Here is a 25,360-nt window from a genome sequence, read left to right as displayed (position 1 = left end):
AAAACACAAGACGATATAGAGCTTACAGAAGCAGAAAAAGAAATACTTCAAGAAATCATCATGACCTACAAAAGTGTGAAAATGATGTCTCGCTTGATGAAATGGATAGCGTTTTTTATCTTTTTGTTGGTCCTTGATTTTGCACGCCTTATGGATGCGATAGACAATATCTTCGCACATTTAAAACAGTGGATTTCAAATAATTAATCTTTGAATTAATTATTTCATGAATTTAAAGCTTCTAATAAACTATATTTGATATGAACAGTTTCGAAATTTTAATCCTTTAAGAATGAAGAGGAAGTCAAATCTCCGTAAAACAACACAATTTCTTGTCTTTTATAGATCAGGATGGATAATGAAAACAAATTTAAGTGGCCGCGTAAGAAATACATCTTTACCAGAAAATCATGCTCTACTGCCTCTTTTTGAAGCAGTTGTAAATTCTATTCATTCCATTGAAGAAATAGGAAATGATTTTTCCTCAAGTCACATTATAATTTCAATCATACGATCTGACCTTTACTACCACTTGACAAAGATACAGAAAAACTAAATGAGACAGAAATTGTAGGTTTTAAAGTGATCGACAATGGTACAGGCTTTAATGATCATAATTTTCAATCATTTGAAACTTTAGACTCAGATCATAAAAGAGATAAAGGTTGCCATGGTATAGGACGACTTTTATGGCTTAAAGCTTTTGATAATATAAAAATCAGGAGTATTTATGAAACAGATAGAGGATTAAAAGGGCGCACATTTTTATTTGATGCTGTTGCAGGTATAAAAGAATTAGACGAATTTCAAGATAATTGTACGAAGAGAGAAACTATTGTTGAGTTAACAGGTCTAAACCAAAAATATAAAAATCGTATTCCTAAAAAACTACAATCTATCGCAAAAGCACTCTTAGAACATTGTCTCTGGTATTTTGCAAGGATTGGTGGTTTCCCTTTCATAACTATTGAAGATGACACAGAAAAGATATTATTGAATGATCTATATGAACAATGCATGCATGGAGCCGTTTTAAATGAAAAAATAAAAATAGAAAATTATAATTTTTCTATTATGCATATTAAATTTAGATCCTTACCTTTAGAAAATCAGGCTTTATGTTTTTGTGCAGGCAATAGAGCTATTACAAAAGAAAAGTTATCTGAGAAAATTCCGGGTATGCAATCAAAACTGCAAGATGATATAGGTGAATTTATCTACTCTTGTTATGTAAGCTCTCTTTTTTTAGATGAAAGAGTACGTTCTGAAAGAATAGGCTTTGATATTGAAGAAAATGTTGAAGATAAACAAGAAGATTTATTTGAAGGAAAAAAATATCATTTCCGATAATGCGACAAGCCATTTATGAAAGAATTCAAAAATATTTAGCTGTAGAATTAAAGCAAAACATTCAAAACAGTAAGGAGATAGTTGAAAAGTTCACACATAAAGTACCACGCTATCGTCCACTCCTAAACTATTTGACTGACAATGACTATATGATTTCACCTAAAATAAATGATAAAAAATTGGAACTACATTTGCATGAATGTCTTGCTAGAGTAGAAAATGAAATTTTAGAAGAAGGTCATAATGTTTTAGCAGTTCAACAAGAAGAAAATCCAGAGCGGTACGCTGCAAGAATTAATAAATATGTAAACGCTGTCGGTGATCTTAAAAAGTCCGATTTGGCTAATTACTTATGCCATAGAAAGACTATTATAGAGCTTTTGAAAGAATCTTTAAATTCTCTTTCTACAGATGATGGCAAAGAAAGATATGTTAAAGAAATGTTATTCATCAACTCATAGTGCCCATGAAGTGCGATTCTGACTCTGTTGCTATGAATAATTGTAATTTATGGTTGATTGATGAAAAATTAGCATTTCATGATTATTTAGCTTCTGATCTTCCATTAAATAGAGTCCCTTTTACAGGGTCTACGGATAAGGAAAGACCTGATATATGTAGTTTAGAAGTATATGACAATTCTACCTATTGTACTCCTCTATTAGTATCAGACAATAAAGAGAATTCAACATCTCCTACTTTGGCGTCTCTTACTATAGTGGAAATAAAGCGTCCAATGAGAAATGATGCAGAATCTGGTACCGACAAAGATCCTATTGAGCAGGTCTTTACTTATTTAGAAAAAATTCGTGAAGGTGAAGTACGTACCCCAAAGGGGCGTCCAATAAATTTGAACGGAAAAGTTCCTGGTTACTGTTATGTCATCTGTGATCTAACTGAAAAAATACAAGAGTGTTGCAAACGTTGGGATTTAACAGAAGCGGGTGATCATATGGGATATTTTGGTTATCACAAAAGATACGAGTCCTATATAGAAGTGATTTCATTTGATAAACTCATAGCTGATACTGAAAAAAGATATCAACAACTCTTTGAAGCTTTAGGATTGCCATTACGATAAAGCAATAGCGATTATATTTCTGATTTAATGATTTTGAATATTTTGTCAAACCACTCCCGATATAAAGCTAGCCTACTGCTCTAAAAGAACACGCCGTTGCGCTAAAAAGTCTGTTCGCATATAGGCTTTCGTCACTGAATTCCCAACTGAATGCGCAAGAACAGATTCTGCAATCTCAAACGGTGTTGACGTTGTTTCTGCTATCCAGCCCCGTAAGCTTGAACAAACACCATGAGGTCTATAATCAAAACCTTTGTCTTTCATAAATTTAGAAAGTGTTATATCAGATATAGGCTTTCCAGAACTCCCAGCAAATAAAAAACCATTTTTTCTATTTTTTTTTGCTGTTTCAATAACAGCAAGCGCTTCAGTTGTAAGCAGCACACGAAAATCAGAAACCTTTCCAACAATCCCCTTCATATTTTCTTTTGGAATAATTCATATTGATCCATAAATTTCTTCTGACCGAATATGCCTGATTGGCATAGAACGAACACCCGTCAAAATAAGAAGTTTTAAGGCTAGATTTGATACAAGCTCATCATTTAAAGATTGAAAAAACTTAGGTACTTCTTTCCATGGCATTGCTGGAATATTTTGGGTATTTTGAATAAACTTTCCTAATAAAGCTTTTGCTTTTGGTATCAATTGCATATCCACATCTATACTAAGTGCCACCGCATGTTTTATAGCTATATTCACGCGGGATAGAGCTTTACTTTCTATTTCATTTTTTGTCTTCCAAATAGGAGAAATGCATCCTTTTATATCGACTTGCGTCAGTTCAGTGATTGGCATATCACCAAATTTAGGAAAAACATATAACTCAAGAGATGTTAACTACCTTGCTGCTTTTTCTTCATTTTTCAATTCGTTTTTTTTCGCTTCAAAAGCACTGGAGGCAATTTCTCGTAAAGAAACACCCCCTTGCCCGACGCAAATTTTCTTTTGTTTTTGGTGAATTGGGTCAATTCCTTGATCCCAAAAGTCATAACAAGCTGAAGCCTTGAACCGTGCTTCTTTTAAAGATACATTGCTACAAAAGCCTAATCCCGTTTCTCGTCGTCTTTTATTGAGGTCAAACCTAAAAATCCATCATCCTTGATCTGATGCAATTTTTATAAGCCATAAACCAGCTCTGTCAGCATATTTGCCTTTAGATAGATTTTTTACAGATAAGACTAATAGTCTATCACATGTTCTTATTTTTCGAACCACCTTTTAAAAGCCACCTTTTGAATCGTGCTTGGAGCACTTTCATCTGATACCAAGATTATATAAAAAGAAAATTTAATAAATAAAATAAAAACAATTAGTTATTAAATAGAAAAAAGATAAACCGCGCTATCAGGTGATATTGTAGAGAATTCTAAGGGAAAAAATTGGTGCATAAACGTGCACACCATCCGCATCACTCTATGTGAATTTTCTTTATCTTCTAATTGTTTAGATAGAAAAATGATCTTTAAGTTTACTTTTTTAACGCTATAACGATATTATCATGTGATAATCGTAATAATACAAAAAACGAATCATTCCTTCTTTGCAAATAAATATTTTAACTATACCTTGTGAACCAAAGAATTTTCATTTTTAACAATTAAGAATTTTAATAATTCTTTCGTATCTCCTCATCATCACTCAAAATCAAAGACCCTTTCTTCACTATAAAATAGCATTTACAATGCATAACATAAAAAAAATAAAGGCCCTATCAAAGAGATAGGACCTCTTAAATTTAAGCTCCTTTATCCTACACAACTAGAATTTGTAAGCTATTCCTGCGCGAAAATCATTCGTCTTATACTTAACTTCAATCTCGTCTTTAAATTTCTTTTTACCAAAATCTGAGTAACGATATTCCGCACGCACAACAAGATGATCTGTCATTGCAAAATCAACACCACCGCCGAGAGTATAACCAATCATCGTTTTTGTTGCATCCGATGTCCTATTAAAGGGCTCACCTCCCGTAATTACTGTCGACAAAATATCTTGAAACTTTCCATAAGCAATACCACCAGCAATATAAGGCATCACACGCCCCGCAGAAAACCCAACACGCACCCGTGTAGCACCTGTCCATTTTTGTTTTAACGTATGATTAAAAGTTAAACTGTCTTTATCCTCTGCAACAGAGCGAGACAATCCTCTACCCTGTCTACTGACAAGTTTTGCCCTTTTTCGACTTTTTCCTTCAGTACCCGCTCCTTCAGTACCCGCTCCTTCAGTACCCGCTCCTTCAGTACCCGCTCCTTCAGTACCCGCTCCTTCAGTACCCGATCCTTCAGTACCCGATCCCTCAGTACCCGATCCTTCAGTACCCGATCCACCAGTGCCAGGGCCACCAACACTCGATTCATCAGCCTGAAATCTTGTTTTTGTATCCTTTTTTTCCGTTAAAAGAATATCCGTATCAATCCCCACAATAAAATTATTACCGAGATCAAAATTAACACCCGCATAAAAACCACCTATAAATCCAGAAAGCTCAGGCATATACTGTTTCTCGACGGGTATCCATGGTTTACTTTTACTCTCTTCATCAGGATAGAGAGGAATATCAACATCACGCGTTATCGCAGAAGTCTTACTTGAAAAGCCACCCACTTGCCCCCCGAAATAAATACCTGCCCAAGAAAAAGGTGAAGAAGCAACAACTTCTGAGGCAACATGTACTGGCTCTTCATGAGCCACCACATCTGCAGCCTGTACTATAGAAGGTGAAATTAAAGAAAAAACAGATGCTGTTATAAATTTTGTATTCATAAAATTATACCCCATTGCTAAATTTAAATATAATCAAAAATCACATTTAGAAAAACAAAGTTTTATAAATTCTTATGCTGCAAAATCACATGTACTCCTTTATAGTTACATTTAAATCTATCACTAGATTAATATATCTTTACATCAAAATTTAATATTATCAAATAAATTTTAAAATATTAGAATAATGAATACTCCAAATAATAAATATTTAATAAAAATACTTATTATATTTTTTAAATGATGAAATATAAAACATTGTGTATCAAAACAAACGCAAAAAAAATCACAAAATAGTATATTTTACACCTTTTTTCGTGAGAAAAATTCTAAAAGTGATGTAACTATTTTTAAAAAAATCGATATTCATTAAAAATATTATAAATACCTCAATATTCTTATATCCAAAATGCATACTGTAGATTCTACATAGTATTAAAAAATACACCCATTTTATACTAAAATCATACCTTTTTTCTACCATTTTCTAAAGGATGAGATTATTAATACGACAATATCATTATCCTTCTAAATCTTGTCTCCAAATAAAAATTCTCAATCATTTTATTTAAAAACTGCTCTTCCCCGACTGATTTCTATATTATCATCTGCCTTTATTGCAAAACGGTCTTTATTAGGAAAAGTTATAAAACATCCCTTCATACAAATTGTAATTGTTTGATGAGTATTTAAAGAAACTTTTGAAGGTATACTTCCCTCGATAACAACGAGAGATTGTACCTTTAAATCTGTATTCTTCACTGTTGCGGCAAAAGCTGTTATGGTAAAAATATTCAACAGAATAACTGTAATCAAAGCATAAATATATTTCAGCATTCTAAGATTCCTTCCTCAGCAAAACGCTTATATAAGACAAATCGAAGAGCATTGGTTACATGAGAAGGTGAGGTAATATTAGGCACATAAATAGCTAAATTAAAGGAAAAACTCTTATGATCAAATGCTGTAAAACTCACCTGCGGGGTAGGATTTTTTAAAACGCCTTCTGTCGCAAAAGCAATCTCCAACAAAATTTCAGCAACATGCTCTGGAGCAACCTTAGATGATACAGTAACTGGTATATCAATTCGTCCTACTTTATTACGTCTAGTCCAATTACTAACGTTGTTATTAATAAGGCTTGAATTGGGAATGATAATCGTCTTACGCTGAATGGTCTCAAGTTCCGTTGCACGCACACTAATACGCTTAACAACACCACCTACTGATCCAGATTCTATATAGTCTCCTATTTTAAATGGTCTTCCAACTAAAATAATAAGTCCAGAGACAAAGTTTTGGACAATATTCTGTAAACCAAAACCTATACCAAGTGAAAGTCCTCCAGCAATAAGAGCGAAATTTCTAAGATCCAAACCTGCCATTGACAATCCCGTCAAAGCAGACACAACAACGCCTCCATAACTTATCACTGTTTTGATAGAATTACGTATACCAGAATCGAACTCTCCATGAACCAACACCACACTATCTAACCAACCAATAAATCGGCGAATAAGAAACCAGCAAACACAAAAAGAAATAATTCCTGTTACAATAGAAATCAAAGAAAGAGTAATATTTCCAATCTGAAAACCAGTAACCAATTGCCACAATACTGCTTTCAAATCAGAATAGGAAAATCCAAACTGTACAGCAATTGGCATTGCACAAAATACAACAACAAATAAATTGAGAAAAACGCTCACAAAAACTCCCAATTGATTCATCGTTTTTTCTTCTAAATGAAACCTCTGCATCAAAAGATGACCAACCGTTGTTTTCATAAATTGGCCTTTAGTTCCAAGTTCTTGAGCGCTTTGTATTCCTAAATACATGAGAACTAAAAATGCTCCACCAATCATAATTTGCTGCATAATAAAACGTGCAAGACCAACATAACCTAAAAGATTCAACACAAAGAGCAGTAACCCCAAGCCAATAAGAGGAATGCGTATATAAAATGGCCAAAAGTATGGTTCTTTTTTTTCTCCTTGAAAACGCTTACGTCTAAATCGCAAAGGTACAAATGATATTATAAACAGCAATATCGCTACAAAAAAAACAGCAATAAAACTTTTAGCAATTGTCAAAGATAGAGGCGCTGAAATAATTTGATAAATACTATTAAGAACAGCATCAAATGCCAACACACCCGCTAAAGAAGTGAGTAAAATCACTAATTGATAAGCAGACGATGGTGCAATACTGAGAAGACGCGCATGGAGCATATTCGAAGATAAAAGAACAATTGCTAAGCGATTGATTAAAAATACTAAAATAATCTGACAACCTATCATATCAAAAACTGTTGTAAGCTTACCTAGATCTAAGTTAAAACTACGAAACAAAAACAACACAAGATAAACGCAAAAAGTACATATAAGCGAAGGTAAGAGAACTGAAATAAAGGCGATCAATAAGCGTTGTAAATAAGATATTTCCTCATTAGACTTCCTAAAGTGGCAATACACATGAACAAGAACTTTTCGAGAAAAATACGAAAGACCCAAAGTGATAAAAAGTGGAATTAAAAAGGAAAGAAATAGTTGTAACAACTTGAAATAAAATATAAAATTCCACCAAGAATTTAACAACAAAAGAAAATCTGATGAAGCCTCTTTTGTTTTTTGGGCGAGCTGTTTAACCATCGGAATCGAAAACTCAAGCCTATACGTAAGCGTGCGTTTAAAAAGCTCCCGAGATTGAGAAATAGAAAGTTCAGCTATTCTATTTGCCGCTAAGAAAATTTCTTCAAAACGAAGCATGATACTGTTAATTTTAGCTTTTTGCTCTATCAAGTAAGAATACTCTTTCACTGAGCTTTTCAGTTTTTTTACGTCACGATGGATCTCCGTTAATTGATCAAGAAGTGTATTAATCTCATTAAGAGGAAGACGCAAAACAAATGCTGCCTCAATAGCACGTTCACTGATATCTTGTGCACGTAACCGCAATTCTTCTAAAGAACGCTCATCTTCTGACTTTCTGTCAAAATCTCTTTTTAAAGTTTCACTATTTTCTTCAAGAGTCTCAATAATCAACTGTTGTTGTTGAATAATTTCATCAACTGAATAAGAATCTATTGTTTGTTCGACAATTGTATTTTGTGCCCCCCTATTCCCCCATGCACCAGAATTAAATACAAAGGTAATCCCCAAAAGAAGGAAAAGTATGTGGATGTTTTCTCTACAAAATGAATACATATCTACCTTATGCGCACAAAAAGGATTTTATCCCCCCCTCTTTAATATGGTATAAAGCAGATATTTTCAACTTTTGTAGAATAATCTTATAAAAGCTTTCCCTTATCCTATAATACTGATAATAAGAGAAAAGGATAATAAATAAGCTGAACTCAACAAGATTAAAGAAGGCACTCTAGTATGTGTTTTTTGCACCTCTATTGCAAAAAAGAAAATTTTCTTCCTTTGACAACTTGGATTTTTCTATCCAGTTTAGGTGTATTCTTGACGAGCAACCTAGGAACGCGTGCTTATTTAATCAAACAATCACACACCAATAATATCATTAAAACGAATAGATTTAATTTACACAATAAGTGTGATCAGTTGAATGTTACCACAACTGAAAACAAAAAACTTGTAATACTCCATACAGAATCTATTTTTACGAAAACCTTTCAAAAAATCCTAACATTGGATTTCTTTTTAATAAAGATTCCAGCTATTGATACACAATTTCTTAGCGTTAAAACGCAATATTTCTCAAATAAACGCGCTCCTCCTAATGAACACACTTAAATTCTCTTCCTTGAATTATAAAACGATCATCTTATTTTACTTGTGCTTTTAACTTTGAATAACTGTTAGATTGCCTATTAGCGGAATATATCATGCGTACACCTGGTTGGTTAACTACCCTTTATTGTTTTATTCTTTTAAGCAGCATTTATGTTGCCTTGCCCAATTTATTTTCATACGAACAAGTTAAAAACTCGAAATTCTTACCCGACACCCGTGTAGCACTTGGTCTTGACCTTCAAGGAGGCTCTTCTCTCCTGCTCGAAGTTGATAGCAAAACGTTAAAACGCGATCAGTTACACATAGTTTTAGGCAGTGTACGCAATGTATTGCGTGAAAAACAAATCCGCACCTCAAGTGTGCGTATCGTTGAAGATAGTATTATTGCCCTTATTTCTGATCCATCGCAAACTGAAAAAGCACTCTCTGCTTTGAAAACATTAATAACCCCCATACACAGTAGCTTTGGTACAACAGAACATAACATCACGATCAGTGCTCAAAATGAAACTCTCCGCGTCACATTAACGGAAGCTGGTATAAAAGACCGTGTAAGCAATGCTATTGAACAAAGCTTAGAAATCATCCGTCGCCGTATAGATCAAGTTGGTGTTTCAGAACCAGCCATCCAAAAGGTCGGAAATGATCGTATTATGGTCCAATTGCCCGGACTACAAGATCCAAAACAACTACGTGATCTTTTAGGAACAACCGCTAAGATGAGTTTTCATCTTGTTCCTTCTAATGTGGACCCCAATAATCCCCCTATAGGTGTTTCTATTCTTCCTGGATATACTGATGCAACACAACACTATGCAATTTATGATCAAATCGCTTTAGATGGAAATGTCCTGAAAGATGCCCGTGCAGGTTTTGACCCCCAAATACCAGGGCGTTCCATTATTTCATTTACTCTAGATTCCGCTGGTGCAAAAATATTTGCCGATATAACACGACAAAATATTAACCGTCCTTTTGCCATTGTTCTGGATAATAAGGTTTTAACCGCTCCTACCATCAATAGTGTCATTCCCAATGGACAAGGTCAAATTACAGGAAACTTTGACCCCAAAGAAGCCTCAACTCTGGCTGCTCTGCTTCGTGCTGGTTCCCTCCCCGCACCACTCACGGTCATTGAAGAGAGAACCGTAGGTCCAAATCTTGGTGCTGATGCCATCCAAATGGGACTTTACACCGGCATAATTGGCTTTATTCTTGTTGCAATTTTTATTTTTCTTCTCTACCGCATTTGGGGATTAATTGCCAATATAGCACTAGCTCTGCACACGATTTTAACATTTGCTGCACTGAGTCTTTTGGGAGCTACGCTTACGCTACCTGGTATTGCTGGTATTATTTTAGGCATCGGTATTGCCGTTGATGCTAATATTCTCATCAATGAACGTATCCGTGAAGAAAGTCGAAAAGGTGTGAGTGCTTTTGCAGCCCTAGATCGTGGATTTAAACACGCTTTTGCAACCATTGTTGATGCAAATGTTACGGCAATTATAGCGACTGTCTTACTATTTTGGTTTGGCACCGGTCCCGTTCGTGGTTTTGCCGTAACAATGTTGCTTGGTATTATCATCTCCATGTTTACAAATATCACCATTGTACGCATCATCATGATTTGGATCGTTCGTAAATGGAAAATTAAAAAATTGCATATTCACTCTGCTTTCAACATCATGCCAGAAAACACAACTTTCCACTTTATGAAAGCACGTTTCATTGGTATTGGCGTCTCAATTGTTTTATCAATGGCTTCAGTCTTTCTCTTTTTTAAGCCTGGATTGAACTTCGGAATTGATTTCATTGGCGGAAGCCAAATGAGTATTACCACGAAAGCACCAGCAGATCTAGCAACTCTGCGTTCCAAGCTTTCTACTCTTAATATTGGTGAAGTTACCTTGCAAAATATTGATAACGAAAACACCGTATTAATTCGCATGCAGAAACAAAGCGGTAGCGAAGCACAACAAACCATCGCCATTGATAAGGTCAAAACAGCTGTACAAAATATCTATCCCGATACCACATTCGATCAAATAGAAGTTGTTGGTCCCAAAATTTCAGGCGAGCTTGCCACAGCTGCTTTTACTGCTGTTATCCTTGCGGCTATTGCCATGTCTCTCTATATATGGTTACGCTTCGAATGGTTCTTTGCTATTGGAGCAATTATCACTCTCATTCTAGACACCACAAAAATGATTGGCTTTTTTGCTTTATTTCAATTTGATTTTAATTTAACGGCTATCGCTGCACTCTTAACAATTGTTGGATATTCTATAAATGATAAAGTTGTCGTCTATGATAGGATGCGCGAAAATATGCGTCTTTATAAAAAAATGCCGTTGCGCGAGCTGATTGATCTGTCAATTAATCAGGTTCTTGTACGTTGTTTTTTTACATCAGCCACAACAATTCTTGCTATGCTCCCCATGGCGATATGGGGTGGAAGTGCTGTTCATAATTTTGCATTGCCCATGGTCTTTGGGATTATTATTGCAACATCATCCTCTATCTTTATTGCTGCTCCTATTTTACTCCTGCTAGGAAATTGGTGGCGTGAGCGAAATAATCGTGCAAATACCAAAGTGAAATAAAAATGCCCTTTAATACGTATGATACATTTCGCTTCTCTTCTCATAGAAATATAGTCATTTTCATTCATTCGCTTTTTGATCAAGAATAGTAAATAATCCATGCTCCACGACACACCACTTATCACAACTATTGTTGCAGGTTTATGTTTAGCATTTCTCTTGGGAATGATTGCTAGCCGTTTGCGTATTTCACCACTTGTAGGCTATTTGTTAGCCGGTGTTATTGTGGGACCCAATACAGGCGGATTTAAAATAGATTCCGTCATCATTAATCAACTTGCTGAAATTGGTATTATTTTGCTGATGTTTGGTGTTGGGCTCCACTTTTCATTAAAAGATCTTTTATCTGTCAAAGCTATTGCTGTCCCCGCTGCTATTGCACAAATGGCATTTTCTACTTTTCTAGGTTTGTGCCTTGGTTTGATTATGGGCTGGGGCTTCGGTGGTAGTTTGATCTTCGGCCTTGCTTTATCCATAGCAAGTACTGTTATCCTTCTACGTGCTTTGCAAGAGCGTCATCTTATTGAAACAGAAAAAGGACGCATTGCCGTTGGATGGTTGATTATTGAGGATTTAGCAATGGTCCTTATACTTGTCCTCATCCCTTCCTTGGCAAGTGCCCTCAGCAACACCAAAAAAGAAGCGTTGGATCCTCTTGTTCAATGGTTGGATTTAAGTATTTGGGGTATTTTTGGTCTCACCATCCTGAAAGTGATTGTATTTATTGCACTTATGCTCGTCATTGGGCGACGCGTTATCCCATGGCTTTTAAAAATGAGCGCACAATCGGGATCACGTGAATTATTTCGTCTTAGCGTCTTTGCTATTGCATTAGGAGTGGCTTTCGGAGCCGCTCATTTATTTGGTGTTTCTCTTTCTCTTGGTGCTTTTTTTGCTGGTATGGTCATGAGCGAATCAGAATTAAGCCACCGTGCCGCGGAAGAATCTTTACCACTGCGCGATGCTTTTTCTGTTCTCTTTTTTGTTTCTGTAGGCATGTTATTTGACCCAGAGAAACTCTTAACTCATTTTTTTCCTCTCTTAGCAACCTTATTCATTATCGTAATCGGAAAATCTGCTGTTGCCTTTTTCATCGTTAAGGCTTTTCGCTATTCTAATGCAACAGCTTTGACTATTTCTGCAAGCCTTGCCCAAATCGGAGAATTTTCCTTTATCCTTGCTGGTTTAAGTTTAAGCTTAGGACTTTTAAACAATGACGCTCATGATTTAATTCTTGGAGGAGCAATTTTTTCTATTTTGCTCAATCCTCTTGTTTTCATTGCCTGTAATAAAATTAAAAAACGTCTAGAAAAAAATTCTGCATCTTCACAAAATACCCAAACAATTATTGATATTGATCCACAAGATCCTGACCAAGATTTTTTGCCGATGACCTTAAAAAATAACCATATCGTAATTATTGGCTATGGTCGTATTGGTAAGTGTGTTGCATTATCTTTAATAAATAGAGGTAAACCTATAGTGATCGTAGAAGAATCAAAACGCCTCTCTGATAAAGCGATTGCAGATGGCTTTGAGGCTATTTGCGGCAATATCATTCAACAAGAAATAATGAACGCAGCAAATATAAGTAATGCAGATAAAGTTGTTATTACAATGCTAAGCACCATTGAAGTAGGAGAATGTATCGTTAATATAAGGAATATGAAGAAAGATATCCAGATAATCACACATGCATTATCCGACATAGAAACAACATATCTCATTGATTTAGGTGCTGATGTTGTAGTAACGGATAATGAAGAAATTGCCAATGGCATCATAGAGTATATAATGGAACGAAGATCTGTACAGAATATGCTCAATCATGAAAATTTACAGAAAACATAAAATGGATAAAGAATCGTGAAAATAAAGCAGTTTATATGGCCATTGATTGGTATCTTAGCAATGCTGATATCTATTCGGATTCTTTATATGAAACTCTCTGCCATTTCATTTGGGGATGTATTGGAGCGCTTGAGCGATTTAAATGCACAGCACTGGTTATTAGCCTGCTTATGTTCTCTCCTAGCTTATGCTGCTCTTGCTGGATATGATCGAATTGCCTTGCAACATCTAGGCCATAAAATTTCTTGGATTTTTATCGCTATATGTTCATTTACAACCTACGCTCTTTCACACAATATCGGTGCTTCAGTTTTTTCTGGTGCCGTTGTGCGCTATCGTGCCTATAAAATGAAAGGATTAAACGGAACAGAAATCGCAATATTAGTAGGTTTCTGCTCTTTTACTTTTGTAATCGGCACAGTCTTACTTTTGGGAATCGTTTTGGTGCTACAACCCGAAATTATCACCCTCATTCATAAAGAACTTCCTGAATGGCTAGGAACAACGGTTGGAGCAATTTTACTCAACTGTATAGCACTTTATACGTTTGGCAGCTGGCTTCAGTTAAAACCCTTACGCTTGGGTAAGAAAATTCAACTTTCCTATCCACGGCTGAAAATTGTTATTCAACAGCTTCTCATTAGCCCTTTAGAGCTTTTAGGAGCAGCAGGAATTATATATGCTGTTCTCCCACACAACGCAGATATTCATTTTATCTCTGTTCTTGGTGTTTTCCTAGCATCTTTTACGATAACTCTTCTCTCCAATGCTCCAGCAGGAGGAGTAGGAGTTCTTGAAGCTCTCTTCATAACAGGCATGCCCAATATAAATCCAACCGATGTTATTGCAGCACTTATTGTCTTTAGAATGTTTTATTTGATTATACCGCTTATCCTTTCATTATTTGTGGTCGCCATTTTTGAAGCGCATCAATACTGGAAAAAAGCCCCCAAAACACCTCCTGAATAAATAAAAGGCTATCAACTACTTCTTTTTTGTGTGCCTATAAAGGATTATCATCCATGCTAATCGATTGTATATGTAAATTAATACAATCATTATTTTTATTTATCTTTTTTACATTGAAACTTGAAGGTCCCCTTTTATAAGAATCTTACTTTACGAAAAATATAGAAATATTTATCTATTTTCCTTCAAAAAAACTCTCATAAACTTGAATATTAAAAGTACTATTTTATTATGTAATCGATTTTTATGTTGGATAAAGCACATCATTGCAAAAAACAAATACTCAAATTTAAAAACCTCTATCTGAAAATAACTTCATTTTATTATTTAAAAAAGAAAAATTATATAAATCAAGAATACTTAAAGAACCCTTTTAATAAAAGAATTTTTCCTAAACGATCATATAAAAATACAAGGAAAAACTTTACAAAATTTTCATCTCTCAAAAATATAGGAATAATGTGTATACATATTGTGTCACGCTTTTGTTTGTCACGTTCTTTAATAGAATCAAGCCTCTCAAAGAAAAAACACCATCGTGTTGCCAATTTACATACCTTTTTTAAGAAACCTCTCTCAGTGCTCTTCCCCATTACACAATAACACCCGTAAATGGATAATAGTAAAGCCATTGTTGCACCATCATCTTTATACTTAATAAAAGAGCAAGCCTGCACCATTATACTATTTTTCCAATGTTGTGATAACTTTTAACGCTTAAGAACTTTAATAAGAATCATTTTTATGCTTTTCTTTAATAGTCTTTATCCACACGTTAATCCCATTTATAATGCACAAATAAATGAGTTTAATTAATTCATTATAAGAGAGATTAAAACAAAAGAAGTTTATGGCAGTAAAGTTTTCTCAAACAAAGAATAATTAATTATTATAAATCAATATATTATAATGATTCTGAGCAGCTTTCTTAATGTTTATATTTTTAACGGTTAAGCTAACGGAAAGACAGTATAACGTAACCGCACGGTTTAATATTCTAAAACTTAAAGCCCTATTAAAGCTTATTTTCTGTCGTTTAGCAGGTATTAGTTTTAAACCATTAAACTGATCTAATTTTATTCCTGTTATGTCCAGCTAACTACTTTGTTTTATCTTGATTCACCCTCTTGGAATACTGATGATTATTACAGAGATCTTTTGTTTAAGTGGGAGAGTTATCAAAAAATATCCACGCTGCTGACACAACTAAAGTGTAAAGTTTCTTCTATCTTTAAACAATATGCTAAAAATCCAAAAAAATTTAGTCAATTTATATTAAAAGAAGTGAAAACTGTTGATTTTTATACCCCTTTAAATAGCACAATTGTCGGTAAGAAACTTCTCCTTACCAATTGCGATTTAAAAAAACAATACGCATTAAAAGATCTTTAAATGTCCTTTGAAATTCTTTAAGCCCCTAAAAGTACAACACCCGATGACTAAGCTATATCGACAATCTTCACTTTTAAACAAATGCATATAGGGAAATCCTACTCCCCAATTTTATTTAGCAACTCGTACCTTAAAAAAATTTACGCAATCAATAAGTTGTTTACGGTATAAAATCGAATGGTGGGTGATGAGGGGATCGAACCCACGACCCGCTGATTAAGAGTCAGCTGCTCTACCGACTGAGCTAATCACCCATAAGCTTCTCAAAAGATGAGAATGAGCGTTTCTATAACGCTCCTAAGGATGGATGTCCAGATATTTTGTTGTTTGTTATATAGACTCATTGTCTGTAAGATTAAAAATATGATATTCACCACTTGATCTTATATAAAAATAAACCCATTATAAGGAACTTTCTAAATAAGTGTTCTGATTGTTATACAGAACCTATAGTTGGAGGATTATCGAGTATAATGCCCGAGCAAAATTTAGAGGAACCTTCTTGTGGTTGTAAGCGGGATGGGGCATCATTTTGTTTTATCAATAATCACATGCATTCAAGCAATATTTTGCTGTTTTTTTCGTTGAATATAAGTTTTTTTACATTCAATGTTCATGATCCAATATACGAATAAAAGCCTATGAATTTTTTTTGTCAATCGCGCGCTTTTAAGCTTCTAAAAGGTAAGGAATGATGGAATGGATCACTGATCCCCATGCGTGGTTTGGTTTGATTACGCTGGTTTTTCTCGAAATTGTTTTAGGAATAGATAACCTTATCTTTATTGCAATTTTAGCTGAAAAATTGCCACTGCATTTGCGTGACCGCGCACGCTTTCTAGGTCTTACTTTAGCATTAATTATGCGGCTTTTCCTTCTTACAGTTATTGGATGGGTTATGAGACTCGATAGGGTAATTCTTTCACTTTCATCTTTTGTATTTAGTTGGCATAGCTTTATTTTAATCGGTGGTGGAGCCTTTTTGCTAGCAAAGGGAACGTTAGAATTACATGAAAGGTTAGAAGGGGTATCACATGAAAGAAAAACAGGCGTTGCTTATGCTGTTTTTTGGCAAGTAATTGTTCAAATCGTGGTGCTGGATGCCGTTTTTTCACTAGACAGTATTATTACCGCAACAGGTATGATTGCAAAAGAGCAGGCAACAGTTATGTATATCGCAGTCATATCTGCTATGGGAGTAATGATGTGCGGATCTGGTGTTCTTATGCGTTTTATTAATCGTCATCCCACTATTGTAATCCTCTGTCTTGGTTTTTTGATGATGATTGGTTTTACTCTCATTGTTGAAGGATTTGGTTTTCATATTCCAAAAGGGTATTTGTATGCTGCTATTGGTTTTTCTGTTCTCATCGAAGCTTTTAATCAAATTGGACGTCGTAACCGTGAAAAAATGATTAAAACGAATGATCTACGCAGTAGAACAGCTGATGCTGTTTTGAGGCTCTTAGGAGGAGGAAGTAAAGATAGTCACCTTGCTGAGACTGTAGATGTTATTGCGGAACAGGCCGCAGCTTCTGAGTTGTTTAGACCAGAAGAAAAGGAGATGATTCGTGGTGTTCTCGATTTAGCTGATCGCCCTGTTCGCTCTATCATGTCGCCACGTAATGAGATTGAGTGGTTAGATTTAAATGCTGATGAAAATGAAATGCGTGAAGAATTACAAAAGGTTAAACATAGCCGCTTAATTCTTGCGCGTGAAAAAGTAGATGAATTTGTTGGCGTTGCATTGACAAAAGATCTTCTTTTGAATTTGGCTGAGGGAAAAAAGATTAATTGGAAAAAAGCTATGCGAGAACCCCTCGTTGTTCATGAAAATACAAGTGTTTTACGATTGATGGAGCAATTACGTCATTCTTCGATTCAGCTTGCAATTATTGTTGATGAGCATGGATCTTTTGAAGGAATTGCAACACCAACTGATATTCTTGAAGCTATTGCAGGAGACTTTCCTGATGACGATGAAGCACTCATGATCGCAGAACGACTTGAAAATGGCAGTCTTCTTGTTGAGGGATATGCTGATATCCGCCGTTTAAGTGGTTATCTTGGGCGTAACCTTGTGGATGAAGCAGATCGTTATACGACTCTGGCAGGCTTTATGCTTTGGCAGTTTGGTCATTTACCAAATGAGGGAGAAAGTTTTGAAACTGATGGTTTACACTTTAAAGTGATTGAAATGGAACGCCGAAACATATCTAAAATCCTTATTTCTCCAATTGTCTTACCAGAAAAAAGCTAATTCTTTTTATAAGCAAGATGAATAAAAAGATTTTTTTATGATTAAAAATTGAAAAGAATAAGAAGTTGATGACTTAATTGCATTTCACTATTTCTATATTTTTTAAGCGTAAAGTAATGAACATACAAAAGTTATGTTATCAATAAACTTTCCATTATAAAAATTTCCATTGATGATTTACAAAAAGCTGTAAGAGAAAAAATGATGAAAAATTATTTGTCAATGGTCATTAATCTCAAAAATTATGAATATATACAACATATTGATTTATAATAATTATTTATTATAATATTAGCTTCACATCAAGAAATCATCTTTCAAACATCAGATTTCCGCTAATGGATAGAACTCCGCCATTGTTGGGTTCACTCAACTGATAATGGCAGCGTTAAACTAGATTCTGGTTCCTATAATTTTTTGAGATCTTCTTGATATTTCTTATCTTTTGTTTCGATAAATTTAGCTATTTTTTTCCTTCCAAGAATGAAGCTCCACCTCTCTGGAAAGCTCTTATTAAGAACTTTGTTTTTCTTCCACATGGCTCATATTTTTTGCTACTTTTGCAATTAAAGTGTAGCTGAGTTTCTTAGATTTCACCACTTCTTTGGCTAAAGCCAATGCACGTTCAAGATGAATCTTTTGGGTGTTTTCATCAAAGCCTAAATGATCCCCTGCACTGAAACTTTGATAATAAGATTGTAAGGTTGCAACATCACCCAATAAAGCCAGTGCACTAATATGCAGTAGCTATAATCTGCATCATCTATCTTGATAACCTTATGTGCCTCAACTTCACTCTTTTGCCAAGGTAGTGCTCCATATCTGGAATAAAAGCATTTATGAAGATCAATTTTTTCCATCACCCATTTCAAGACATAATCAAGCTCTAATTTCAACCAATCCGCATATATTTCTTCTTCACAAACTCTCAACCACTTTTTATCAAAGTCAAATTTTAAATCTTGTAAGTGCTGAGAATTGATAGGGGTCAATTACCATGCAGGCAGCAGCTAAAATACCAGTACTAATCGAAAATCCAACATCAAATTGCGGATAACCTTTGATAATTGCGTCATTATAAAGAACTTGTACTTCACGATCTAGTAGTTGATAACGTGCTGAATAATTATCTACCTCTTTAATTTTCTCAACAGACCAATCAAGATTTTTGAAGAGCGCTGTTGCACTCTCCATGGCTAAAAAATTCTTTGCTCTACCTGAAAAAAGGTTGTATCCATATCAAAAGTCAAAAGTCAAAAGTCAAAAGCAAAACAGCTTTCTGCAAATAAAATTGATAACGCCGTATAAGAGAAGAATCTTATCAATAAGGTCTTTGGTGATTTCTTTTGCAACGTCTAAACGAGATGAAATCTTATCATTAAAAAAAAACAAAGTCAATAGTTTGTGTGAAATTATTTTATATGAATTCCATTTAGAATTCACACTTTATACGTGATTCAATTGACCATTTTTTATAAACAATTGCCATGTATGAATAGACTATAAAAAGCAAATTATGATGCAAGTGTTATAAGGCATGTAAACATTCAAATGAAGTAAAAAGCAGCTATCATTCATAACAGTTCATAAATTTTATGATACGTTTTTATCACACACAAATCGCATTGTTAAAAACGTAATCGTTTGGAATTATCGATAACATAAATTGCATACGCTTAAAGAATAGTATGGGTTTTACTTTTTTTTGAGCGAAACCTTAAAAGAAATAATCATTTGAAGCTATCATAAGATAGATTTTAATTCATTAAGAACACATAAAAGGATTTAAAGACAAGTCGATTTTAAAGCGGGGCTTACTAAAAAAGTTAGTAAATGACAAGCTGGCATTATATAGATAGTATCATCACAACAGATAATAAAATTGATAATGTTATGTCTTATGAAATCAAAAGTCTTTTAATGATATAACGCAAGCAAACAAGCAAAAAACGTTTTAAAAGAGGCATTTTGATAATGTGCTTTGTTTCAAATGCCCCCTCAAAAATGAAGGCGTTATTCTTAATACGTTTTATAACCATAAACAAAGTGTTTATAGGTTCTGTAATTCAAATGAGTGATTAAAAATCATACCTGTCATTTATGTTCCTTTTGATAAGTTTTAATCAATAAAATAGAGCGCTTGCAATATGATACGTTTTGTATATATGCATCCATTATTGATTTCTTTTGTATGATCTGTAGCACCTCTATTTAAAAGCCGCGTCATATCACTTGGCACGGCTTTCCTTTTTAAATTCTCTCTTTTATGATGCGTTTATAACCATCAAAAAGGCGCTCTCCACGCATGTCATTTATTCTTTTTATCAATCTTGATAACGTTATCGCTTTCATAAACCTCACAATTTATGGGAACCGAATATAAATCGCTATGTCTTTTTATTCTTGCATTGCCATATACATTACCTCTAATCACGAAATAACCAGAGATCTTGGCATTGCCATAAACCTTGGCATACTAACAACAGCATGATCATAAACTTCGGCATTGCTATGAATAGTGCAATCATTACTATAGCTGCACAAGATAGCATGTGAGGAGCAAGAGATATATTCCCAATTTTGCCAAACGTAAAGAACATACTCCCCCACCATAATTAGCGCTAGCTATATAAGAAAGTTGATTAAAGGTAAACAATCCCTTATCCAATATAACTGGCAATATTGGTGTATAGAGAAATTTCCCGATACCCATTCTCAAAACCATAATAACCATACCGAATACAGCGTTTTGAAATAATTCAAATCTTGACGATTATTTTTATCCCTATTATTATTCCTTTAACTGGTGATATTCCTCATCCGCGTTCCATTTCACCATAACAGCCTTTAGCTCCCAAATAGAATAAAAGCAAATTTAGCTATCTATTTTAATGCTCAAAACAATATATTTAGCTATCTACTATCAATATCGCCAGATCAATTATACAATAACATATTGAATTAAATGTATTTTTATGTTATATATGTTTATAGTTAAATTGAAAGCATATTTAGATAATCTTGCTTTTTTATCTCGATATTCAAAATGACTAATCGAAAAATTATATACGCAGCCGTAAATTTTACTTCTCTTAAAATCATTTGCTTATTCGCTATAAAACTTAATAAACAAATCAAATGACCATTTTCATAAAAGAGGAAATTGGCTTCTTTTTAGGTAATATTGTTATTTAGGATGATATGAAGTTGAAGAATTTGGTGCACCCGACAGAATTCGAATCTGTGACCTCTGCCTTCGGAGGGCAGCGCTCTATCCAACTGAGCTACGGGTGCTTCAAACTGATTATTAAAATCAGTTATGGTCTTTTAACCAATCATACTCTTAGCTTCAATGCTAAATTATCATTTTAATAAAAAATTACTTGTTTGTAACTTATCTAACAACGCACTCCTCTTACTTTTCAATGATACTTTACCTTGAAATAACTTCTCTTTATTCAATGCTCTTTTTATTATAAAAAGAGCTTTTGTTACAACTTCAAAACTCTCAAAAATAAGTTACAACATACATTATAAATATCAGGATAATTTTTTAATGACTACATTACCAAGTCGCTTTCATTTTATTTCCGCAGAAACTGAGGACGCTATCAAAGCTACCCATAAATTAATTTCCGTTTATGGTCATTCTTCTCTGGAAGAAACTGATATTGTTGTTGCAATCGGTGGTGATGGGACAATGTTACAAACCGTACGAGACGTCATGAACACAGGCAAACCTATTTATGGTATGAATCAAGGTTCTGTAGGATTTCTTATGAATGAATTTCATGAAAAAAAATTGCCCAATCGTATTGCTGTCGCACATAAAAAAGAAATTCATCCCCTGCGCATGATTGCAAAATCTGAATGTCAAGATTCTATCGAGGCGCTTGCAATTAATGAAGTATCCCTCTTTCGGCAATCTTATCAAGCCGCAAAAATTCGCATCACCATTGATAACAACGTACGCATGGAACAATTAAGTTGTGATGGTGTTCTCGTCGCTACACCAGCTGGATCGACCGCCTATAATTTATCAGCACAAGGACCTATCTTACCTCTTATGGCCCCCCTTATGGCACTCACTCCCGTTAGTCCTTTTCGCCCTCGGCGTTGGCATGGAGCTTTGCTTCCCAATACAGTAATAGTGCGCTTTGATATGCTTGAACCTGACAAACGCCCTGTCAACGCTGCTGCAGATAATATTGAAGTTAAATCTGTTCATTCAGTTACTATTTCAATGGCAACAGAAGTAACAGCTTCAATCCTTTTTGACTCAAATCATTCATGGGATGAGCGCATTTTATCAGAACAATTTCGCTATTAATGATTGTATTATGCGTTTTATATGTATATGATTGTTATAGTTAGTTTTTTTGTGAAAACATCTTAACACTTTTTAAGAGTGTAGAATATTGGTTATAATCATCATTTAGATAGCGCAGTTAAAATCACAGAGCAATTGATAAAAAAATGATACCATCTTTAAACAGTTTTGATGATTTAGGTCTTTCCGCAAAGGTTATTAATGCGGTGAAATCAGCGGGATATACAACTCCAACACCTATTCAAAGTGAAACAATTCCGCATGTCCTTCAAAGAAAAGACGTTTTAGGAATCGCCCAAACGGGAACAGGTAAAACCGCTTCTTTCGTATTGCCTATGCTCACTCTCCTTGAAAAAGGTCGTGCAAGAGCACGAATGCCCCGTACGCTCATCTTAGAACCAACACGGGAAATTGCAGCTCAAGTTGAAGAAAATTTCGATAAATACGGAATAAATCATCGTTTAAATGTTGCTCTTTTGATTGGTGGAGTTTCTTTTGAACTCCAAGATCGCAAACTTGAACGGGGAGCTGATGTTCTTATCGCAACACCAGGGCGCCTTCTTGATCATTGCGAGCGCGGTAAACTGCTCCTGATGGGCGTTGAAATCCTTGTTATTGATGAAGCGGATCGCATGTTGGATATGGGCTTTATTCCTGATATTGAACGCATCTGTAAGCTAACTCCTTTTACGCGTCAAACTTTGTTCTTTTCTGCAACAATGGCGCCAGAAATTACAAAACTAACGAAACAATTTTTACATTCTCCTGTATCTGTTGAAGTTACAAAAGCATCCTCAACCGCAACCACAATTACACAACGGCTCGTCAAATCTGGAAGTAAGTCATGGGATAAAAGAGCTGTTTTGCGAGAACTTATTCATAATGAAGGTGCTGAGCTTCAAAACGCTATTATTTTCTGTAATCGAAAAAGAGATATCTCTGAACTTTTTAGATCTCTCGTCAGGCATAATTTTAGTGTAGGTGCACTTCATGGAGATATGGACCAATACTCGCGCATGAGCACATTGGCCGATTTTAAAGACAATAAACTCACACTTCTTGTTGCATCTGATGTTGCCGCCCGTGGACTTGATATCCCAGCTGTAAGTCATGTATTTAACTATGATGTTCCTACACATGCTGAAGACTACATCCATCGAATTGGTCGTACAGGGCGTGCAAATCGTAGCGGAAAAGCTTTTACAATTGTCACAAAAGCTGATCAAAAATATATCAATGCCATTGAGGAAATGAGTAATGAAAAAATTGAATGGCTCAATGGAGATCTCTCAACTTTAATAGCCGATGATCAAACAGAAGATATTGTTGTAAAGAAAAAATCTTCAAAATCATCAAAGAAAACTGCTCAAAAAGAGCCTGTTGCTCACACTAAAAAATCTGTAGAAGAGAATAAAACAGAATATATCAAAAATGCAAATAATAAAGAGAAGCCATCTGAGCAACAACGCCCACGAAAAAATAAGAATTACACGCCCCTTGGATTTGGTGATGATATTCCTGCTTTCATGCTTATAAAAACGTGTAAATAAACCCGTTCTTTACTCTCTTTAAGAGTAAAATGAACGAAATGCTTTTAAAAAAGCCGCTCTTATTTCCTAGAGAGTCTTTCTGCTACCTTTTCACGTCCCAAGAGCGGCAAAATTTTTCCCATTTCAGGTCCATGATCCATCCCAGTAAGTGCCTGACGTAATGGCATAAACAAAGCTTTCCCACTACGTCCTGTTTTTTCTTTTAATTCTGTTGTCCAAATTTTCCAACTTTCCTCATTCAAAGCACCTTCAGGTAAGAAATCGAGTGATTGGCGCACAAAAGCACGATCCTCTAGTGCCACTGTATCAAAATTCTGTTCATCATGAATGATTTTCCACCACAAAACAGCATCATTGACTTTATTAATATTACTTCTTATCGCGTTCCAGAAATATTCCGCCTTATCTCCCTCAATAGAAAGTTTTTTAAGGCGCATTTTTACTTCCTCATAGTTTAACTCATGGACAAGATGACTATTCAAAGCAAGAAGATCAGCAATATCAAATTTTGCAACGGATCTTGACGTATCTTGGAGATTAAAATGCTCTAAAAGCGCTGCTTGATTGGGATAGGGATGCACATTTTGCGATGTCCCAATCAAAACGGCAAGGCATTGAACAGCTATAGATTCAAATCCTTCTTCCCGTAGAGAACGAATAGAAAGATCATTGTTACGTTTTGAAAGTCCTTTTCCTAAAACTGTCGCCAATAAATTGATATGACCAAAAACCGGTAATTCTGCATTAAGAGCTTTAAAAAGAGCAATTTGAGCGCCTGTATTTGTAATATGATCATCCCCACGAATAATATGCGTAATAGCCATATCTACATCATCAACAACAGACGGCAATGTATAAAGATAGCTTCCATCTTCACGAATGAGAACAGGATCTGAAAGAGAAGCCAAATCAATCGTCTGCTTTCCCTTTACTGCATCATTCCAACAAACTGCTGTTCGCTTTGTTTGTAGAGGATCATTTTCAAAATTAGGGAGAAGAAAACGCCAATGGGGTTTACGACCTTGTGATTCAAAGTTTTTTTTCTCTTCTGCTGTCAATTTTAATGCTGCACGGTCATAAATAGGAGGCAATTTGCGTGAAAGCTGGATTTTACGACGCCGTTCTAATTCTTCTGCAGTCTCATAACAGGGATAAAGAAGCCCGCGTTGTTTGAGAATTTCCGCAACTTCATCATATCGATTAAATCGCTTAGATTGGTAATAAATTGCATCTGGTTGAATACCAAGCCATTCAAGGTCAACAGCAATAGCATCGATATATTCTTGTTTAGAACGTTCAACATCTGTATCATCATAGCGCAAGATAAATGCTCCATTATGCGCTTGCGCATAAAGCCAATTGAAAAGCGCAATACGGATATTGCCAATATGAATATAACCTGTTGGAGAGGGAGCAAAACGAACTTTAACCATAAAAT

At 34.8% G+C, this 25,360-nt stretch carries 18 protein-coding genes, 2 tRNA genes and 1 pseudogene; 11 read left to right on the top strand and 10 right to left on the bottom strand.

Annotated features, from left to right (window positions below):
* The 4 genes from ACFIKD_RS05415 to ACFIKD_RS05400 form a co-directional block, all read left to right on the top strand.
* On the top strand, positions 1–207 hold a 207-nt coding region (locus ACFIKD_RS05415; protein ID WP_375647417.1), incomplete at its 5' end, for a hypothetical protein.
* A gap of 375 nt (positions 208–582) precedes the next feature.
* Positions 583–1,350: a hypothetical protein gene (locus tag ACFIKD_RS05410; protein ID WP_375644686.1), complete on the top strand. Its 768-nt coding sequence runs from the start codon at positions 583–585 to the stop codon at positions 1,348–1,350.
* Positions 1,350–1,811 (top strand): hypothetical protein, encoded by a 462-nt coding sequence (locus ACFIKD_RS05405; RefSeq protein WP_375644685.1) that lies wholly within the window; start codon positions 1,350–1,352, stop codon positions 1,809–1,811. Before ACFIKD_RS05410 ends, ACFIKD_RS05405 begins: the two co-directional genes overlap by 1 nt.
* Before the next feature lie 5 nt (positions 1,812–1,816).
* Positions 1,817–2,431 carry a hypothetical protein gene (locus ACFIKD_RS05400; RefSeq protein ID WP_375647416.1) on the top strand — a complete coding sequence of 205 codons (615 nt, stop codon included), beginning with the start codon at positions 1,817–1,819 and terminating at the stop codon, positions 2,429–2,431.
* Between the two features lie 72 nt (positions 2,432–2,503).
* Here the strand turns inward: ACFIKD_RS05400 and ACFIKD_RS05395 are convergent.
* From ACFIKD_RS05395 to ACFIKD_RS05380, 4 genes and pseudogenes are all read right to left on the bottom strand, one after another.
* Positions 2,504–3,523: pseudogene (locus tag ACFIKD_RS05395) on the bottom strand (tyrosine-type recombinase/integrase).
* Between the two features lie 669 nt (positions 3,524–4,192).
* On the bottom strand, positions 4,193–5,200 hold the full coding sequence (locus ACFIKD_RS05390; protein ID WP_375647415.1) for an outer membrane protein: 1,008 nt from the start codon (positions 5,198–5,200) through the stop codon (positions 4,193–4,195).
* Positions 5,201–5,764: 564 nt separating this feature from the next.
* Positions 5,765–6,037 carry a hypothetical protein gene (locus ACFIKD_RS05385; protein ID WP_375647414.1) on the bottom strand — a complete coding sequence of 91 codons (273 nt, stop codon included), beginning with the start codon at positions 6,035–6,037 and terminating at the stop codon, positions 5,765–5,767.
* Positions 6,031–8,406: a mechanosensitive ion channel domain-containing protein gene (locus ACFIKD_RS05380; protein ID WP_375647412.1), complete on the bottom strand. Its 2,376-nt coding sequence runs from the start codon at positions 8,404–8,406 to the stop codon at positions 6,031–6,033. The genes ACFIKD_RS05385 and ACFIKD_RS05380 overlap by 7 nt, the downstream gene beginning before the upstream one ends.
* Positions 8,407–8,586: 180 nt before the next feature.
* Between ACFIKD_RS05380 and ACFIKD_RS05375 the strand changes: the two genes are divergently transcribed.
* The 4 genes from ACFIKD_RS05375 to ACFIKD_RS05360 all read left to right on the top strand — a co-directional run bounded on the left by ACFIKD_RS05375 (position 8,587) and on the right by ACFIKD_RS05360 (position 14,390).
* Positions 8,587–8,964: a hypothetical protein gene (locus ACFIKD_RS05375; RefSeq protein WP_375647411.1), complete on the top strand. Its 378-nt coding sequence runs from the start codon at positions 8,587–8,589 to the stop codon at positions 8,962–8,964.
* 92 nt (positions 8,965–9,056) lie between these two features.
* The gene (gene secD / locus ACFIKD_RS05370) at positions 9,057–11,570 is read left to right on the top strand and encodes a protein translocase subunit SecD (RefSeq protein ID WP_375644680.1); all 2,514 of its coding nucleotides are present in this window, start codon (positions 9,057–9,059) and stop codon (positions 11,568–11,570) included.
* A gap of 99 nt (positions 11,571–11,669) precedes the next feature.
* Positions 11,670–13,421, top strand: coding sequence for a YbaL family putative K(+) efflux transporter (gene ybaL, locus ACFIKD_RS05365; protein WP_375636306.1), 1,752 nt, complete (start codon positions 11,670–11,672; stop codon positions 13,419–13,421).
* Positions 13,422–13,436: 15 nt separating this feature from the next.
* Positions 13,437–14,390: a YbhN family protein gene (locus ACFIKD_RS05360; protein ID WP_375647410.1), complete on the top strand. Its 954-nt coding sequence runs from the start codon at positions 13,437–13,439 to the stop codon at positions 14,388–14,390.
* Positions 14,391–15,960: 1,570 nt separating this feature from the next.
* On the opposite strand, the gene ACFIKD_RS05355 is transcribed toward ACFIKD_RS05360, so the two are convergent.
* Positions 15,961–16,036: transfer RNA gene (locus tag ACFIKD_RS05355), tRNA-Lys, on the bottom strand.
* Positions 16,037–16,473: 437 nt separating this feature from the next.
* Here ACFIKD_RS05355 and ACFIKD_RS05350 point away from each other — a divergent pair.
* The gene (locus ACFIKD_RS05350) at positions 16,474–18,042 is read left to right on the top strand and encodes a TerC family protein (protein WP_375647408.1); all 1,569 of its coding nucleotides are present in this window, start codon (positions 16,474–16,476) and stop codon (positions 18,040–18,042) included.
* Positions 18,043–18,555: 513 nt separating this feature from the next.
* Here the strand turns inward: ACFIKD_RS05350 and ACFIKD_RS05345 are convergent.
* The 4 genes from ACFIKD_RS05345 to ACFIKD_RS05330 form a co-directional block, all read right to left on the bottom strand.
* Entirely contained in the window at positions 18,556–18,780 is a 225-nt protein-coding gene (locus ACFIKD_RS05345; protein ID WP_375647419.1) for a DUF6990 domain-containing protein, read from the bottom strand.
* A gap of 210 nt (positions 18,781–18,990) precedes the next feature.
* Positions 18,991–19,236 carry a hypothetical protein gene (locus ACFIKD_RS05340; protein ID WP_375647407.1) on the bottom strand — a complete coding sequence of 82 codons (246 nt, stop codon included), beginning with the start codon at positions 19,234–19,236 and terminating at the stop codon, positions 18,991–18,993.
* 1,336 nt (positions 19,237–20,572) lie between these two features.
* Positions 20,573–20,755 (bottom strand): YbfB/YjiJ family MFS transporter, encoded by a 183-nt coding sequence (locus tag ACFIKD_RS05335; protein ID WP_375636341.1) that lies wholly within the window; start codon positions 20,753–20,755, stop codon positions 20,573–20,575.
* Between the two features lie 504 nt (positions 20,756–21,259).
* Positions 21,260–21,336 (bottom strand) — tRNA-Arg (locus ACFIKD_RS05330).
* A gap of 262 nt (positions 21,337–21,598) precedes the next feature.
* On the opposite strand from ACFIKD_RS05330, the gene ACFIKD_RS05325 reads away from it, so the two are divergent.
* Together ACFIKD_RS05325 and ACFIKD_RS05320 are read left to right on the top strand one after the other, a co-directional pair.
* Positions 21,599–22,372, top strand: coding sequence for an NAD kinase (locus ACFIKD_RS05325; protein ID WP_012755068.1), 774 nt, complete (start codon positions 21,599–21,601; stop codon positions 22,370–22,372).
* 146 nt (positions 22,373–22,518) lie between these two features.
* Complete coding sequence (locus ACFIKD_RS05320; protein WP_375636301.1) at positions 22,519–23,922, top strand: DEAD/DEAH box helicase; 1,404 nt, start codon at positions 22,519–22,521, stop codon at positions 23,920–23,922.
* 59 nt (positions 23,923–23,981) lie between these two features.
* Here ACFIKD_RS05320 and gltX read toward each other — a convergent pair whose 3' ends face one another.
* The gene (gene gltX, locus ACFIKD_RS05315; protein WP_375636300.1) at positions 23,982–25,355 is read right to left on the bottom strand and encodes a glutamate--tRNA ligase; all 1,374 of its coding nucleotides are present in this window, start codon (positions 25,353–25,355) and stop codon (positions 23,982–23,984) included.
* Positions 25,356–25,360: the final 5 nt, after the last annotated feature.

This window comes from Bartonella sp. CR84HXZ (genome assembly GCF_042194535.1).
Classification (GTDB): domain Bacteria; phylum Pseudomonadota; class Alphaproteobacteria; order Rhizobiales; family Rhizobiaceae; genus Bartonella; species Bartonella grahamii.
The sequence above is the reverse complement of the archived record's forward strand: the minus strand, read 5'-3'. Positions and strand labels throughout refer to the sequence as shown.